The organism is Streptomyces sp. NPDC050528 (genome assembly GCF_044457795.1).
GTDB lineage: Bacteria > Actinomycetota > Actinomycetes > Streptomycetales > Streptomycetaceae > Streptomyces.
Genome location: NZ_JBITHH010000001.1, coordinates 592,008 through 608,823, shown reverse-complemented (window position 1 = coordinate 608,823; position 16,816 = coordinate 592,008). Strand labels below are relative to the sequence as shown.

The window sequence follows — 16,816 nt, the reverse complement described above, 5'->3', positions numbered from 1 at the left end:
CATGGCTTTCCAGCCGTCCCAGAAAACCAGGAAGACCGTCCTCGGCATCGGCGGCATCGCCGTCCTGGCCGGTCTCAACGCCCCGGCCGCCCTGGACTTCGCCGGTGAGCAGTACCACGAGTACAAGATCACGCGGCCCGACTACATGGCCAAGTACGGCTCCTGGGACCAGATCGACATCCCGAAGAAGTACCGGACCAACGCCATCCATGCCTCGCTCCTGCACACCGGCAAGGTGCTGATCGTGGCCGGGTCGGGGAACGAGCAGAAGAAATTCAACGCGGGTTCGTTCGACACCGTGCTGTGGGATCCGAAGGCCAACACCTTCAAGAAGATCCCGACCCCGGTCGACTTCTTCTGCGGCGGACACAGCCAACTCCCCAGCGGCAACCTGCTGGTGGCCGGTGGCACCGCCCGCTACGAACTCCTCGACGGCGAGGTCAAGCGGGCCGGCGGCGGTATGCGCGTCAAGAACGAGAGCCCGAACAAGGCGATGTTCCTGAAGAAGGGCACCGTCTTCCGCTCCCCGGCCGGTGTCGACTACGTCAGCAAGTTCGACGTGACCGTCCCCAAGGCCAAGCGCGAGTTCAAGGTGACGTACAACGCCCGCGGTGTGATGCAGCCCTGGCAGACCAAGGTCACCGCGAGCGAGGTCCGCGTCTTCGTCGAGGCCGCCGAGGCGGGCCCGATGTCGGTCACCGAGAACCAGGCCCAGTACGACATCGTCGGCCTCAAGGGCAAGGACGCGAACAACACGTACGGCCTCTCCGAGAAGATCACCCTGGAGAAGCAGGACTACCAAGGCATCCGCGCCGCCTACGAGTTCGACCCGAAGGCCGAGCGGTACATCCCCGTCGACCCGATGGAGAAGGCCCGTTGGTACCCGACCCTCGTCGGCCTCGACGACGGCCGCGTCCTCGCCGTCTCCGGCCTCGACGACGTCGGGGTGATCGACCAGGGCGACAACGAGATCTACGACCCGAAGACCAAGAAGTGGACCCCGGGCCCCAAGCGCTACTTCCCGACCTACCCGGCCCTCTTCCTCACCAAGGGCGGCAAGCTCTTCTACCCGGCCTCGAACGCCGGCTACGGACCCGCCAACAAGGGCCGTGAGCCCGGCATTTGGGACCTGAAGACCAACAAGTTCACCAAGGTTGCGGGCCTCAACGACCCCGACGAGACCGAGACCTCGTCCTCGCTCCTGCTGCCGCCCGCGCAGGACCAGAAGGTGATGATCCTCGGCGGCGGAGGCGTCGGCGAGTCCAAGAAGTCGACCCCGCGCACGGCGGTCGTCGACCTCAAGCAGGACAGCCCGGTCTTCAAGGACGGCCCCAACCTCCCCCAGGGCACCCGGTACTTGAACAGCGTGATCATGCCGGACGACTCGGTCTTCACCACCAACGGCTCCTCGGACTACCGCGGCCGCAGCGCCAGCAACATCTTCAAGGCGCAGTTCTACGACCCGAAGGGCAACGCCTTCCACGAGGCCGCCGCTCCGATGGTCGGCCGCAACTACCATTCCGAGGCACTGCTGTTGCCCGACGGCAGGGTCGTCACGTTCGGCTCCGACCCGCTCTTCGATGACCAGGCCAACACCAAACTGGGCCACTTCGAGCAGCGCATGGAGATCTTCACCCCGCCCGCGCTGCACAAGAACGGCACCAACAGGCCGGTCCTGCAGGACGGTCCGGAGACCCTGGACCGGCACCACCGCGCGACCTTCCGCACCGACCACCCCGAACGGGTCGTCAAGGCCCGTCTGATGCGGCCGAGTTCGGTCACGCACACGACGGACGTCGAGCAGCGCTCCATCGAACTCGGCCTCGTCAAGGACGGCAAGTCGGTGACGGTGGACGTCCCCAAGGACCAGGCGCTGGTGCCGCCCGGCTGGTACATGCTCTTCGTGACGGACGCGCAGGGCACGCCGTCGGAGGCGAAGTGGATCCAGGTCCAGTGAAGTTGACCGGGGCGAGCTGAACTGCCTTGCTACGCCTTGGAGTTGCGAGCCAGCTCCAGGGCGTACTCCGGCCACCACTGCCCGGCGTCGGGACCGCCCTCGCAGGTGCCGTCCGAGGCGCCGGGCCGCTTGATCCAGAGATAGGCGTCCAGGGCCTGTTCGCCGGTGTCGGTGGTCGGGCGGGTGCCGAGGCCCCGGCCCGGCGGGTTGCACCAGGCGCCGTCCAGCGGGCCGTTGCCGTTGCGGCTGGTGTCGACGACGAAGTGCTTGCCGCCGAGGTCCCGCGACAGCTGGACGCCGTATTTCTTGGTCACCGCGTCCGTCTGGAAGTTGGACACGTTGAGCGAGAACCCGTCGGCCTCCTCGACCCCGGCGCGCTTCAGCGGCTCCACGAGCTTCCAAGGATCCTGAATCCAGGACGGGTTGCCCGCGTCGAGATACACCTTCGTCCCCGACTGCTGCTTCAGCCGGACGACCGCCTCGCTCAGCAACTGCTCCCGCTCGCCCTGGTATTCGCCGGGCGTGCAGCCGTCCACCATGTGCGCGACGGCATCGGGTTCGAGTACGACGACCGCCTTCGCGTCCCCCAGCGCCTCGGCGAACTTCCCGATCCACGCCCGGTAGGCATCGGCGTCCGCCGCCCCACCGGCCGAGTGCTGACCGCAGTCGCGGTGCGGGATGTCGTACGCCACGAAGAGCGCCGTACGCCCTTCCTGCCGCGCGGCCGCGGTCGCCGCCTTGATCACCGGAGCGGGATCGATCTCCCCGGCCGGCCACAGGGCCGTCGGCTCGTCGGCGATCCGCTTGAGCAGGGCGGCGTCCTGCTTACGCCCCTCCCGCTCCCACATCTGGATCTGCTCGGCCGCCGGACTCGCCGGATCGACCCAGAAGGTCATGTCACCGGCCGGCCCCTTGGACCGGGCACCGGCGACGGAGGCCTCGTCGACATCGGACGCGGACGAACAGCCCACCGCCAGCCCGAACACCGAGAGCACCACGAACGTGCGGATCAGCCGGGACATGCCGCTCCCTTACGCGAGGGGACATTCAGTGACAATCAGTAAGTAATGCTGGCACAAGGCGCATGGTGTGCTCCGATACGACACCGGGCACATGGGTACGGCCTCGCAGGACCGATGGGCGAGACGGGGCTGACCACGATGTGACCGGCCGGTAAGGTCTGGTGCCGTGTCAAAGCCGCTCAGTCTTCCTTTCGACCCCATCGCCCGCGCCGACGAACACTGGAAACAGCGCTGGGGAAACGTGCCGTCGATGGCCGCCATCACCTCGATCATGCGGGCGCAGCAGATCCTGCTCGCCGAGGTCGACGCGGTCGTCAAGCCGTACGGACTGACGTTCGCGCGCTACGAGGCCCTCGTGCTGCTCACCTTCTCCAAGGCCGGTGAGCTGCCGATGTCCAAGATCGGGGAGCGGCTCATGGTGCACCCCACGTCCGTGACGAACACGGTGGACCGCCTGGTCAGGTCCGGTCTCGTCGCCAAGCGCCCCAACCCCAACGACGGCCGCGGCACCCTCGCCTCCATCACCGACAAGGGCCGCGAGGTCTGCGACGCGGCCACGCGCGACCTGATGGAGATGGACTTCGGGCTGAGTGCCTACGACGCGGAGGAGTGCGGGGAGATCTTCGCGATGCTGCGGCCGCTGAGGGTCGCCGCCGAGGACTTCGACGAGGAGTGAGCCGGGGGTCGGGTCGGGGGCCCGGTCGGGGGCCGACCCGGGGAAAGATCGCCCTGAACCGGTCGTTACGCTCGTCCTCATGAAAAAGAGCGTGCTGACCCGCTACCGCGTCATGGCCTACGTCACGGGTGTCCTGCTGGTCCTGCTGTGCCTCAGCATGATCGCCAAGTACCTGCTCAAGATCGACGGCGCCGGCAGCTTCACCGAGGTCGTCGCCATCGCGCACGGCTGGCTGTACGTCGTCTACCTGCTCTTCGCGTTCGACCTGGGCTCCAAGGCCAAGTGGCCGGTCGGAAAGCAGCTGTGGGTGCTGCTCGCGGGGACCATCCCGACGGCCGCGTTCTTCGTCGAGCGGAAGATCAGCCACGAGCTGGAGTCGAAGATCGTCGAGCCGACTCCGGTCGCCGCGAAGGCGTAGCCGCCGGCCCGGGCCGCTGTCAGGGTTCCTCGACCAGGAACCTGACGTTGTCGACCACGAACTCGCCGTACTGGAGAGCCGATCCGACGGCCTCCAGTCGCCCGTACCGGTCCGGGGACAGCGAGGCCTTCGGCGCGGCGCGGACCATCGCTCTCAACAGCACCCGGAACGCGAGGTCCGGAGTGCCGCGGCGGGCGCAGTCCACCAGCGCCGCCCGCACCTCGGCCGTCAGGAACCGGGACTCCTCGATCTCGGCGACGACCGCGTCGAGGCACGCGATGCCGTCCTCCGTGTCCGCTCCCGAGAGCGGGCGTACGCCGGTTTCCGCGGACAGCCGCGCGTCACAGAGGCCGACGACCGACCGCGTCCATTCCGCCCCGCTCCCGAGCCGCGTCCCGAAACTCGGCAGGTACTCCGCCCCGGCGTTCCAGAGCACCTCCAGCGTCTGTGACGGGAGGCCGTCGAGGGCCAGCGCGTCACGGCGCACCGCCAGGGCCGCCTCGCCGCTCCACCCCGCGAGGTGGTTCGCGACGATCTCGGCGGCCGTGTCCCCGTAGTGGGTCCCGTCCTGGTGGAAGAACCCCATCACCCACGACACACCGAAGTCGAACTCCGTAAAGCGTGGCACCGCGCCTGACCTCCCTTACTTCGTTCGGTTGCTTCGAATACTTCGGACAGTACGTCTGCGCGTAGTGACCGGCCCCGCCGAGGGAGCCCTTCTCCCCGAAGCGACCCTGCCAGTCCCGCTCCCACGTCGATCCTCGACATTTACTAGGACGTCCTAGTAAATTCGATGGTATGGACGCTGACGCCATCGCAGAGGGCCGCCGACGCTGGCAGGCCCGGTTCGACGCCGCACGCACGCGTGAGGCCGATTTCACCACGCTCTCCGGGGATGCCGTAGAGCCGGTGTACGGGCCTCGCCCCGGGGACACGTACGACGGCTTCGAGCGGATCGGGTGGCCCGGGGAGTACCCCTACACGCGCGGGCTGTACGCGACGGGGTACCGGGGGCGGACGTGGACGATCCGGCAGTTCGCCGGGTTCGGGAACGCCGAGCAGACCAACGAGCGGTACAAGAAGATCCTGGCGAATGGTGGTGGCGGGCTGTCCGTGGCCTTCGACATGCCGACCCTCATGGGCCGCGACTCCGACGACCCGCGCTCGCTCGGCGAGGTCGGGCACTGCGGGGTCGCCATCGACTCCGCCGCCGACATGGAGGTCCTCTTCAAGGACATCCCGCTCGGCGATGTGACGACGTCGATGACGATCAGCGGACCGGCCGTCCCGGTCTTCTGCATGTACCTGGTGGCGGCCGAGCGCCAGGGCGTGGACTCCGCCGTCCTCAACGGCACGCTCCAGACGGACATCTTCAAGGAGTACATCGCCCAGAAGGAGTGGCTCTTCCAGCCCGAGCCGCACCTGCGCCTCATCGGCGACCTCATGGAGTACTGCGCGACCGGCATCCGCGACTACAAGCCGCTGTCCGTCTCCGGCTACCACATCCGCGAGGCCGGCTCCACGGCCGCGCAGGAGCTGGCGTACACGCTGGCCGACGGCTTCGGGTACGTCGAACTCGGCCTGTCCCGGGGCCTGGACGTGGACGTCTTCGCCCCCGGCCTGTCCTTCTTCTTCGACGCGCACGTCGACTTCTTCGAGGAGATCGCCAAGTTCCGCGCGGCACGCAGGATCTGGGCCCGCTGGATGCGGGACGTCTACGGCGCGAAGTCCGAGAAGGCCCAGTGGCTGCGCTTCCACACCCAGACCGCCGGCGTCTCCCTGACCGCGCAGCAGCCGTACAACAACGTGGTCCGTACGGCAGTTGAGGCACTCGCCGCTGTCCTCGGCGGGACCAACTCGCTGCACACCAACGCCCTGGACGAGACCCTCGCCCTGCCCAGCGAGCAGGCCGCGGAGATCGCGCTGCGCACGCAGCAGGTGCTGATGGAGGAGACCGGGGTCGCCAACGTCGCGGATCCGCTGGGTGGTTCGTGGTACGTCGAGCAGCTCACCGACCGGATCGAGGCGGACGCCGAGAAGATCTTCGAGCAGATCAGGGAGCGGGGCCTGCGGGCCCACCCGGACGGACAGCACCCGATCGGTCCGATCACCTCCGGCATCCTGCGCGGCATCGAGGACGGCTGGTTCACCGGCGAGATCGCCGAGGCCGCGTTCCAGTACCAGCGGTCCGTCGAGAAGGGCGACAAGCGGGTCGTCGGCGTCAACGTCCACCATGGGTCCGTCACGGGTGACCTGGAGATCCTGCGGGTCAGCCACGAGGTGGAGCGGGAGCAGGTCCGGGAGTTGGGCGCGCGCAAGGGCGGGCGGGACGAGGCGGCCGTAGGGGCCGCTCTGGACGCGATGCTCGCGGCGGCTCGGGACGGGGCGAACATGATCGGGCCGATGCTGGACGCCGCGAGGGCGGAGGCGACGCTGGGGGAGATCTGCGGGGTGTTGCGGGACGAGTGGGGGGTTTACACGGAGCCCGCAGGGTTCTAGGTCCCGCTTCTGCTTCTACGTGCTGCTGAGTGACGTCAGGCCCAGCAGCAGGACCTGGGTGAAGCTGCGGACCCAGCGTTCGTCGGCCGGTTCCGCGCTCACCAGGGTGCGGTGGACCACCGCACCCGCCACCACGTCGAAGATCAGGTCGGCCGTGCGCGCGGCTTCCTCCGGGTCGGTCTCCGGGGGGAGTTCGCCGCGCGCCTGGGCCCGCGCCCTGCCCTCCACGACCAGGCACTTCTGCCGTTCGACGATCGACTCGCGGATGCGCTCCCGCAGGGCGTCGTCGCGGGTCGATTCCGCCACCACCGCCATCAGGCCGCTCCGGGCCTCCGGGCGGTCCAGGATCGCCGCGAACTGGAGGACCACGCCCTCGATGTCGGCGGCCAGTGTGCCGCGGTCGGGGAGGCGGAGTTCGTCGAAGAGTTCCGCCACCGCGTCGACGACGAGTTCGTTCTTGCCGGCCCAGCGGCGGTAGAGGGTCGTCTTTGCAACCCCCGCGCGCGTCGCCACGTCTCCCAACGTGAGCTTGGACCAGCCGAGTTCGACCAGCGCCTCCCGGGTCGCCGCCAGGATCGCGGTGTCCGCGGTGGTGCTGCGGGGGCGTCCCGCGGCGCGTGGGGCGGGAGTGCTGCTCTGCATCCCTTGACCATAACGGGCGGTTCCTGTGGTGCAGTGAGGGAGATCACCGGGTATCACTTTCCGGGAAGGGCCCGACACCATTACGCTACGACCCGTAGCGAAACCACGGGCGCGGGGTGGGGACCCGGCGCCGAACAGCTCGCGGCAGACTCACAACAGACTTGCTGCAGACCGGCTTTCACAACGCTTTTCATTCACACGCGCGGACGGGGGAGGATAGACGCATGCAGCCACGGAACATGTCCATGAGCGGAGTCGTCGACCTCGCCGCGGTGAAGGCGGCCCAGGAGGCCAAGGTCAAGGCGGAGCAGGCGCGCGCCGAGACCGCCCGGCAGGGGGGCGGCGGGGCCGTCTCGCCGGCCGATCTGGTGATCGACGTAGATGAGGCGGGGTTCGAGAGCGAGGTCCTGCAGCGGTCCACCGAGGTCCCGGTCGTCATCGACTTCTGGGCCGAGTGGTGCGAGCCGTGCAAGCAGCTGAGCCCGCTCCTGGAGCGGCTCGCGCTCGATTACAACGGACGCTTCGTCCTTGCCAAGATCGATGTCGACGCCAATCAGATGCTGATGCAGCAGTTCGGGGTGCAGGGCATCCCGGCCGTCTTCGCGGTGGTCGCGGGCCAGGCGCTGCCGCTCTTCCAGGGTGCCGCCCCCGAGGCGCAGATCCGGGAGACGCTCGACCAGTTGATCCAGGTCGCCGAGCAGCGCTTCGGTCTCACCGGGTTGCAGGTCGACCCCGACGCCGCGCCGGGCGACCGTCCCGAGGCCGTCGCCGAGGTGCCGGCGGGACCGTACGACGCGCTGCTCGAAGCCGCCGTACAGGCCCTGGACGCGGGGGACTTCGGCGGGGCCGTGCAGGCGTACAAGAATGTGCTGAGCGACGACCCGGGCAACTCCGAGGCCAAACTGGGGCTCGCCCAGGCCGAGTTGCTGCACCGGGTGTCGGCCCTCGACCCGCAGCGGGTGCGCACCGAGGCCGCCGAGAAGCCGGGTGACGTGCCGGCGCAGATCGCCGCCGCCGACCTGGATCTGGTCGGCGGTCATGTCGAGGACGCGTTCAGCCGGCTGATCGACACCGTGCGGCGCACGGTGGGTGACGACCGGGATGCCGTACGGCTGCGGCTGCTGGAGCTGTTCGAGGTCGTCGGGGCCGATGACCCCAGGGTGACGGCGGCCCGGCGGGCGCTGGCGCGGGCGCTGTTCTGAGCGGGGCGCGGGGCCGGTTCTGACCAGTCGGTAAACCTTGTGACCTGTGATGCCGGAGTGAAAGATTTGCCGACGGAGTGTCACTGCGGCCGCGCTTTACCAAATCTTGGTAATCGCGGCCGCTGTTACTTGGAGTAAGTCGAGCGCGTTGATCTGTCGGATTCCGTCCGAATGTCAACTGATTTGTCCTGGCCCACGATGACACCCAGCGTCGTCGACCGATACCGGCGGGTCGTTGTTCGGTTATCCGGCCGTTACTACCCAGTAACGAAGCCCCTTGTGCGGGCGGCGAGAATGCACCACGATCGGCGACGCTCGGTCCATTTCCGTACCCCGACAGCCGGTCGGGCGGACGGGGTTTCCTGGGTCCCCACCGAGTAGAGCCGGAAACAATGGAGTCGGCTCTTGGGCAGGGGGGTCTTCGCCGTACGGCGGAGCCTGTCCAGCAAGGTTGTGCGTGATGTGCGTCAGGCGCGACCAGTGGTTGTCGCTCGGGGGTGATCGCCGGTGATCGGTGCGCGGTTCGCGCCTCCGAGGACGGGCGCTCCCCTTCCCGAGGACGTAGCACTTCTCCCATCCCTGCCCGGCTGAGCCGCCATCTGGGGGCAGTCAGGGCCAGGAGATGTACGTCCGAGAAGGAGGAAATATGGAGTCCCAGGTGCGTGGCGGGACGAGATGGAAGCGCTTCGCTGTGGTCATGGTGCCCAGCGTCGCCGCTACGGCGTGTATAGGTGTCGCCCTCGCGCAGGGTGCCCTCGCCGCGTCGTTCAGTGTTTCCGGCCAGTCGTTCAAGGTGACGGCCGACCAGCTCGACGGCACGGGCTTCGCGCAGTACGGAGCGCTTGACTCGGGCTACACGCTCAGCGGCGGGACCACGGCTCACCCCGTGGCCGTCTCGTCGTTCAAGACCGCCAAGATCACCAACATGTGCCAGTCGGTGGTCACCCCGAACATCCCGGTCCTCGGATCGGTCAGCCTCGTGCTGCGGGCGGGCGGCGGCGGTACGCCGGTCGAGGCCGACAACCTGTACATCGACGTCGATGACCTCAGCGCCGATGCGGTGTTCCACAACATCGACATCGGCGTGGCCGCCGGTGACACGGGCCCGGACAAGAACGGCAAGGGCCCGGGCATGAAGGGCGGCAAGGAAGCGGCGAACCCGTACGGATTCGCCCAGCAGGCCGAGTCGGCCACGCTGACCAACGTGAAGCAGACGGCGTGGGCCACCACTGCCGGAACCTTCAAGCTCAGCGGGCTGAAGATGTCGGTTTCGGCCGGCACCCACGAGTGCTACTAGGCACTTGACGGCGGGCGGGGGAGCCGGTGGCGCCCCCGCCCGTCCCACTTCCACCAGCGCCTTCACACAAGGTGCGACTCTCCACCACAGCAACGCCGTACCAGGGAGCTGTTTTCCATGAGCGCCGAGACTCCTGCCGCACCCGGCCAGTTCGCCCGCCGGAGGCTGCAGTTTCGTGCCTGGCGTGGCACGAGGCCGTTCTGGGCCGGTCTGTTCGTCATGCTCGGCGGACTCCCGATCGCCTACTTCCCGTACGCACATCTCCAGGTGGGCCATCTGACGCTGGCGATGGCCACCACCGCGGGCGCCGGGTCCCTGATCATCGGCGTACTGCTGGTCGTCCTGGGCTTCAGCCTCTGGTTCCAGAAGCACGTCCGCACCTTCGCGGGTGTCGCGGCGATCCTGCTGGCGCTGGTGTCCATCCCCGTGTCCAACCTCGGCGGCTTCCTGATCGGCTTCCTCCTCGCCATGGTCGGCGGGGCGCTGGCCGTGTCCTGGGCGCCGGGCGCACCGCCGGAGCCGCAGGCGGTACAGGAGGACACGCAGGGCGAGGGTGGCGCGCCGGCGGCGGCGCCGTACGAGGCGGCGCCTCATGAGTCCGCCTCGTACTACGAGCCGGCGCCTCACGAGTCCACGCCCTACGAGTCCGCCGACGGTACGGGCGAGCCGAACGATCTGTCAGGAACGAGCCCGGTGAACCACGGGGCGAACGGGAGGCACAGTGCCGGCTGACGAGGTGACCCACGGGACTGATGTGGACGAGTCCCGTGTGAGAACCGGGCCGCGGCATGCGGCACCCAAGAAGCCGCTGTTCACCAGGCTCCACATGCCCGCCGGTAAGGCGATAGCCACGGTGGCGATGCCGACCGCCGTGATCGTGGGGATGGGCTTCACGTCCTCCCTCGCCCTCGCCGACAACGGATCGACGACCTCGCCGACGTCGAAGAGCCTGACGGCCGACGAGTACAAGGACTGTGTCGCCGCTCTCGCCAAGTCGACGGCCAGCCCCTCGGCGACGCCGTCCACGAGCGCGAGCGAGTCCGCCGACTCGTCCAAGGACACCGCGACGCCCTCGGCCACGGCCACGGACGACGCGGGCTCCGACACCAAGGACTCGGGCAAGTCCTCTTCGTCGGATTCAGGTTCCGACGACAAGGCCGCCACGCCCACGCCGTCCGCCTCCGCGAGCAAGTCGGCGGATTCGAGCGGTTCGTCGGGCAGCACCGCTACGGCGACGCCCTCGGCGTCCGCGAGCAGCGGCGGCGGCCTGCTGGACAGCATCGGCGACGCCATCACCGGCATCCTCACCGGCGGTTCGTCGAGCTCCGACTCCACGGCGAGCGCCACCCCGACGCCGACCGCGTCCGCCTCGGCGAGCGCCACGAAGGACGCGTCCTCGGACGGCTCCTCCAGCGTGTCCGACACCGTCAAGGACACGACCAAGAAGGTCACCGACACGGTGAACGACACCGTGAAGGACACGACCGACACGGCGTCCAAGGCGGCCGAGGACACCACCAAGGCGGTCGAGGACGCGGCGTCGGCCACGGCCACCCCGAGCTCGTCCGCGAGCGCGAGCACCGACACCTCGGACTGCCCGGTCGCCACGGACGACACCAGCGGCGTCGACAACAAGGTGCTGCTGCCGGACGACCCGTGGTACCTGAACGCCAGCTCACTGCTCCTCAAGGGCGCCGACTACCAGGGCGTCGTCGAGGTGAAGACGGCCAACGGCACGGTCAAGAAGGTCCTGAAGTACGTCATCTCCAGCGGGACCGACATCGGCGACCTGCACCAGACGGTGAACGACAAGCAGTCCGGCAAGACGTACCACGTGCAGGCGGCCGCCGGTTCCACGTCGACCATCCGCGACGGCGACACGGTGATGTACACGGAGTCCATCTCGGGCAACCTGTTCGGTCTGATCCCGATCACGTTCGACCCGGACAACCCGCCGCCGCTGAACATCCCGCTGATCTACTTCACCAACGTGAAGGTGGTCCAGGCCGGCCAGTTCGGCGGCACGCTGACCGTCCCCGGTCTGCACAGCTACCAGAACTGAGCCCGCCCACAAGCCCGTTCGGGAGCCGCGAAGGGACAGTGCCCCGCCGAGTAACCACTCGGCGGGGCACTGTTCTGTTCGGGGTCCCGGGGCGCGGTCGATTCGAAAGAGTTTATTCAAAAGGGAAGATAAAGCGTCGATATTGCTTGCTTAAAAACGCCTGGTCTGACAGCGTGATCGCGTCCCCCGGGGGTGGGGGTGGCGTGTGGACCGCACGCCCAGGGGGGATCTGCGTTCGCTTCCGGCCTTTGCTCTGCCCTGCCCGCTTCCCGTGCGGACCCACTGACGGACTGACCATCCAGGGGAAAGCATGCGTGTGCCGACGGCACGAAGAAACACCTTCAGACATCTCGGGGGAAGACGGCTCCAGCGGGGCATCGCCGGCACGGCGCTCGCCACCGCCGCGGCGGTGCTCGGCGGACTCGTGTACGCGGTCCCCGCCGCCGCGGACGAGCCGGGTGACAATCCGACCGACCCCTACCAGCGCACCCTGCGCATCAGCCTGGGTGCCCAGGCCCGCGCGGACCGCTGTCAGGCGGGACGGGCCGTGCACTTCGGCGGCCCCGACCTCAAGGCGGCCGCTGCGGCGAAGCTCACCGGCACGGACGCCGCCCTGCGCGCCTTCGTGACCCCGGACGCGGTGGGCGGCGAGTGGGGCCAGGCCAGGATCCGCGACCGGGACACCGGCATCGCCGCCGGGACCGCATTCCGGGACCGCCAGACGAAACTGGACGAGACCAACAAGCCGTACCGCGCGGTGAACTCCTCGAACGGCCGGGACTTCTGGGCCCCCGAGTTCGGCGCGGACATCGTCACCTTCACCCTCGGCGCGCAGCAGAAGCTGTTCGACAAGGCGTCCGAGGACCCGACCCCGCTCCCCGGCCAGGCCGCGCTGGACCAGGCCAGGAAGGTGCTCGACGCGTTCGGCACCGGCGGTGACGCCTGGGCCGCCGCCTACAAGGACGTCGCGGGCAGGGAACTGCTCGACACGACCAACCTGGGCCACTCCTCGGCCAACGACGTCGCCACCTTCCTGCGTTTCGGCGGCTTCGCCACCAAGGCCCCCGAGCCGGACTCGCTGGAGTTCCGCACCGAGGTCGAGGCGCTGAAGCAGGCCTGGGCGGCCTGCGACAGCGACAACCCCATCGACCACTACCGGGTGCTGACCGGAGCCGTCACCACGGCCTACGCGGAGTGGGAGTCGGAGTACGCCGGACAGGCCGATCAGCGCAAGCAGATCGTCACCGCCGAGTCCGCCACGGCGAAGGAGACGCGGGCCGCCACGGAGGCCATGACCGAGGCCGTCCGACAGGCATGGCTGGCGGACCAGATCCTGTACTGGCAGAAGTACTGGGCCGCTCACAAGGACGCCCTCGACTACCCGAAGGCCGCTGTCTTCACGAAGGCGACGGCCGACCTGAGCGCGGCGAGGGCCGCGGCGGCCAAGCAGGTGACCCTGGCGGACGCGGCCGTAGGACGGGCCAAGACGGCTGCCGACACCGTGACCGCGCAGCAGCAGAAGGCCTGGCAGATCGCCGACGCGGCGCAACAGCCGCGCGGCCGGGGCCTGTTGTACGCCCAGCAGTCGGTGCAGGTCACCAAGGCCTCGTACGCCGCGGCCCAGGCCGCCGCGAAGGCCACGCTGACCGCCTCGAACGCGGCGAAGGCCACCGTGGCCGACTCCCAGACGCTGCTGGCGCTGGCCAAGACCCAGACGCACGCGCTGAACACGGAGTTCCGCAAGACGGCGGCGCTGGAGGCCAAGGCCCAGGCGAAGGCCGCCGCCGATTCCGCCGCCAAGCTGGCGGCCGGGGCCGCGGCCGACGCCACCACCGCGAAGAACGCACGCGCCACGGCCGAGAAGGCGGAGCAGACCGCCCGGGACCAGGCCGCCGAGGCGAAGCGGCTGCGCGGTGTCGCGGAGGCGGAGAAGGCCACCGCCGAGCGGGAGCGCGACAACGCGGCGAGCGAGCGGGCGAAGGCGGGTGCGGCCGAGCAGCGGGCACAGGGCGAGCAGGCCACGGCCCGCCAGGCTCGTACGGCTGCGGAGTCGGCGGGTGCCACGGCGGCGGACAAGCTCGCCGTGGCCGAGGATGCCGAACTGCGCGCCTTCCAGGCCCGCAACACGGCGGTCAAGGCCGAGCACGACAAGGACGCCACCGCCTCCCGGGCGGCCGCGCTGGAGTCGGCGGCAGCGGCGGCCGACGGCACCGCGGCCGCGGCCGAGACGCGGCAGGCGGCCACGCAGGCACGCAGTGCGGCCGGTGAGGCGGCGGGTGCGGCGACCCGGGCCCGGGCGGCCGCCGACGACGCGACCACGGCCGCGGTGAACGCACGCGCGGCGGCGACCCGAGCGGAGGGCGCGGCCAAACGGTCCCGGTCCGCCGCCGACGGGGCTCAGTCGGCCTACGCGAAGACACAGGCCGCAGCGGCCACCGCACACGCGGCGGCGGCCGAGGCGATCGACGCGGCGGCAGCGGCGAAGGAGAAGGCCAAGCTGGCCGACGTCGAGGCGAAGAAGGCCCAGACCGCGGCGGCCACCGCACGCAAGGAGGCCACCGCCGCGGTGGCCGAAGCCGCGAAGACGGCCGCGTGGTCGGCGAAGACCGCCGGGTACGCCACCGCCACCGCGCAGTACGCGCAGGCCGCCCGGGACTCGGCGACCGCGACGACCAAGGCGGCCGACGAAGCGATCAGCCTGGGCACCCCCTACCAGGAGAGCGACGCCTCGGCGGCGTACGCGGTGCTGGTCGGGCAGAGCGCGAAGACGCTCGCCGAGCAGCAGGCGACCGCGGCGAAGGCCAAGTCGGACGAGGCGAAGAAGGCGGCGGCACAGGCCAAGGCGCTCGCCGACAAAGCTGCGGGCGACGCGAAGATCGCTCTCCAGGCTGCTGCCGACGCCGCGGACTACGCGGTGCAGGCGGTGAACTCCGCGGCGGCGGCCAACGCTTCGGCGACCGCTGCGGCAGCCGACGCGGCGGCCGCGAAGAAGGCGGACGAGAACGCGCAGAAGTACGACCAGCAGGCCGGCACCGACGCCTTCTACGCCAACTTCGCCGCCAACGAGGCCGAATCGGCGGCCGCCCAGGCCGACCGTGACGCCACGGAGGCGGAGAAGGACGCCACCAGCGCCCGTTCCGCCGCGAGCAGCGCCGAACAGGACGCGTCGGCGGCCGACCGGACCGCCACCAAGGCGGAGGGCGATGCCACCCTCGCGGAGGGCGCGGCGGGCCGGGCCGACGGGTACGCCGAACAGGCGGACAAGGCGGCCACGCGGGCGGAGGCCGAAGAACGGGAGCGAGCCAGACAGGAGCGGGCGCAGGTCGTCGACTCCGGCGGTTCGACCGCCGAGTACGTCCTGACCAAGGACGAGGAGGCCGCCCTTCTCGCGGAGTGTGGCCAGACCTGTGTCGACCAGTACCGCGAGGCCATGGCGGCGGGGAACCAGGACGTCCTCGACTGGGTGAAGGCGAACGGCGGCGCGATCCTGCTCGACCTGCTCGGGGTCACGGACGCCAAGAAGTGCTTCTCCGACCCGGATGTGGAGAGCTGCCTCTGGACGCTCGTCAACGCCATCAGCGTGGTTACCCTGATCGGCAAGGCGCCCGCCGTGGCCGCGGCCATCGTGCGGATCAGCACCGGGATCGCGAAGTTCTTCGAGGGCGCGACCAAGGCACGCACGACGATGAAGGCGCTGAAGGTCATCATCGACGCGCGCCTCGCCAAGGGCGTGTCCTACTGCGTGAAGCACAGCTTCGTGGCCGGCACCCTGGTCAAGATGGCCGACGGCAGTGTCCGCGCCATCGAGAAGGTCACCGCGGGGGACCAGGTCCTCAACACGCGGCCGGGCAGCACGGTCGCCGAACGGCACGACGTCGTGCTGACACACCGCACCACCACGGACACCCGGTTCACCGACCTGACCGTCACCACGCCGAACGGCCGGCGCACCGTCACCGGCACGTCCGACCACCCGTTCTACGACCTCACCACCGGCTCGTGGACGGACGCCGGGCGCCTCACGGCGGGCCACCGGCTGCAGACCCTGGACCACGGCACCGTCACGGTGACCGACGTAGCCTCGTACACGAAACCGCAGGTTACGTACGACCTCACGGTGGAGGGCGTCCACGCCTACTTCGTGATGGCCGGGGACAGCCCGGTGCTGGTGCACAACATCAGCTGCCGCACGATCACCGCCGGAGCGCTGAAGCACATCGGCGACGAGCACTTGTGGGGTGGCAGTTACCACCTTGCGGGCGACATGGGGAACGTGTTCGCCCAGGGGCTCGACGCAGGCAAGCTCAAGAAGTTGATCGATGAGGCGGCGATGTTCGGGCACGAGGTACCCCGGGCGAAGGCCGATACTCGAGGAGGCAACTACATCGACTACGCCTTCGACAGCGTGGCGACCGGGGCGAACGGCCAGAACGGCATCCGGCTCGTCGTCGATGAATTCGGGAACCTGATCACCGCGATGCCCAAGAACGTCTGGTGAGGGAAGGGAGGACAGATGATCGACTTCGCCTTCGAGCCGCGTGCCGACGACGACTCCTGGTCACCTGACTGGCGGCCACCGTCCGCGGACCTGAACGCCTCGGACTTCTGTCTGCTGTACTTCAAGGCCGACCTGCGGCTGGTCGTCCACGGCGTGCAACTCGGCGTGCGGCTGCTGGGAGAACCCGTGGTCGACATCGCCCTGCTGCTGGACTACGCGGTGCGGGAGCTGGAGACCAGCGCTGACATCGCGGTCGAGGCCTCCGTCACCCAGCACGTCTACTCCTTCCACCGAGAGGCGGACACGGTCACTCTCACGACCGAGTGGCCTCCGGCCAAGGTCGAACTGACCTGGGAGGAACTGCGAGGGCTCGTGGAGCGGGCGAAGGCGGAGGCCGTACGGCTGATCACCACCGCCCACCCCGACCTGCGCGCCAACACCTGGCTCAGGGAAACGGTAGGAACACCCTCGGCCGCGTGAGCCGACGGTCAAGAGAAGCCTGAGCCGACCGTCAAGAGAAGACTGAGGGCGCCCCCTGTCGCA

General features: G+C 69.4%; 13 protein-coding genes. 10 read left to right on the top strand and 3 right to left on the bottom strand.

Annotated features, from left to right (window positions below):
* Position 1 precedes the first annotated feature (1 nt).
* The gene (locus ACIBK4_RS02770) at positions 2-1,957 is read left to right on the top strand and encodes a galactose oxidase-like domain-containing protein (RefSeq protein WP_398991464.1); all 1,956 of its coding nucleotides are present in this window, start codon (positions 2-4) and stop codon (positions 1,955-1,957) included.
* A 29-nt stretch (positions 1,958-1,986) separates the two neighbouring features.
* Here ACIBK4_RS02770 and ACIBK4_RS02765 read toward each other — a convergent pair whose 3' ends face one another.
* Positions 1,987-2,979, bottom strand: coding sequence for a glycoside hydrolase family 6 protein (locus ACIBK4_RS02765; protein WP_398991462.1), 993 nt, complete (start codon positions 2,977-2,979; stop codon positions 1,987-1,989).
* Between the two features lie 166 nt (positions 2,980-3,145).
* Here ACIBK4_RS02765 and ACIBK4_RS02760 point away from each other — a divergent pair, with 166 nt between their 5' ends.
* Positions 3,146-3,655 carry a MarR family transcriptional regulator gene (locus tag ACIBK4_RS02760; RefSeq protein ID WP_366437007.1) on the top strand — a complete coding sequence of 170 codons (510 nt, stop codon included), beginning with the start codon at positions 3,146-3,148 and terminating at the stop codon, positions 3,653-3,655.
* Positions 3,656-3,734: 79 nt separating this feature from the next.
* Positions 3,735-4,073, top strand: a complete 339-nt coding sequence (locus tag ACIBK4_RS02755) for a DUF3817 domain-containing protein (protein WP_200715382.1) — start codon at positions 3,735-3,737, stop codon at positions 4,071-4,073.
* Between the two features lie 19 nt (positions 4,074-4,092).
* Here ACIBK4_RS02755 and ACIBK4_RS02750 read toward each other — a convergent pair whose 3' ends face one another.
* Positions 4,093-4,701, bottom strand: coding sequence for a hypothetical protein (locus ACIBK4_RS02750; protein WP_398991459.1), 609 nt, complete (start codon positions 4,699-4,701; stop codon positions 4,093-4,095).
* A gap of 170 nt (positions 4,702-4,871) precedes the next feature.
* On the opposite strand from ACIBK4_RS02750, the gene ACIBK4_RS02745 reads away from it, so the two are divergent.
* Positions 4,872-6,572, top strand: coding sequence for a methylmalonyl-CoA mutase (locus ACIBK4_RS02745; protein ID WP_398991457.1), 1,701 nt, complete (start codon positions 4,872-4,874; stop codon positions 6,570-6,572).
* Positions 6,573-6,587: 15 nt separating this feature from the next.
* Here the strand turns inward: ACIBK4_RS02745 and ACIBK4_RS02740 are convergent, their stop codons facing one another.
* Entirely contained in the window at positions 6,588-7,214 is a 627-nt protein-coding gene (locus ACIBK4_RS02740; RefSeq protein WP_398991455.1) for a TetR/AcrR family transcriptional regulator, read from the bottom strand.
* 224 nt (positions 7,215-7,438) lie between these two features.
* On the opposite strand from ACIBK4_RS02740, the gene ACIBK4_RS02735 reads away from it, so the two are divergent.
* The 6 genes from ACIBK4_RS02735 to ACIBK4_RS02710 all read left to right on the top strand — a co-directional run bounded on the left by ACIBK4_RS02735 (position 7,439) and on the right by ACIBK4_RS02710 (position 16,753).
* Positions 7,439-8,416: a tetratricopeptide repeat protein gene (locus ACIBK4_RS02735; RefSeq protein ID WP_398991453.1), complete on the top strand. Its 978-nt coding sequence runs from the start codon at positions 7,439-7,441 to the stop codon at positions 8,414-8,416.
* 697 nt (positions 8,417-9,113) lie between these two features.
* Positions 9,114-9,713, top strand: a complete 600-nt coding sequence (locus ACIBK4_RS02730) for a DUF6230 family protein (protein ID WP_398991451.1) — start codon at positions 9,114-9,116, stop codon at positions 9,711-9,713.
* Positions 9,714-9,830: 117 nt separating this feature from the next.
* Positions 9,831-10,445 (top strand): DUF6114 domain-containing protein, encoded by a 615-nt coding sequence (locus ACIBK4_RS02725; RefSeq protein ID WP_398991449.1) that lies wholly within the window; start codon positions 9,831-9,833, stop codon positions 10,443-10,445.
* Positions 10,435-11,775 carry a hypothetical protein gene (locus tag ACIBK4_RS02720; RefSeq protein ID WP_398991447.1) on the top strand — a complete coding sequence of 447 codons (1,341 nt, stop codon included), beginning with the start codon at positions 10,435-10,437 and terminating at the stop codon, positions 11,773-11,775. The genes ACIBK4_RS02725 and ACIBK4_RS02720 overlap by 11 nt, the downstream gene beginning before the upstream one ends.
* Before the next feature lie 310 nt (positions 11,776-12,085).
* The gene (locus ACIBK4_RS02715; protein ID WP_398991445.1) at positions 12,086-16,273 is read left to right on the top strand and encodes a polymorphic toxin-type HINT domain-containing protein; all 4,188 of its coding nucleotides are present in this window, start codon (positions 12,086-12,088) and stop codon (positions 16,271-16,273) included.
* A gap of 15 nt (positions 16,274-16,288) precedes the next feature.
* Positions 16,289-16,753, top strand: a complete 465-nt coding sequence (locus tag ACIBK4_RS02710; protein WP_398991443.1) for a hypothetical protein — start codon at positions 16,289-16,291, stop codon at positions 16,751-16,753.
* Positions 16,754-16,816: the final 63 nt, after the last annotated feature.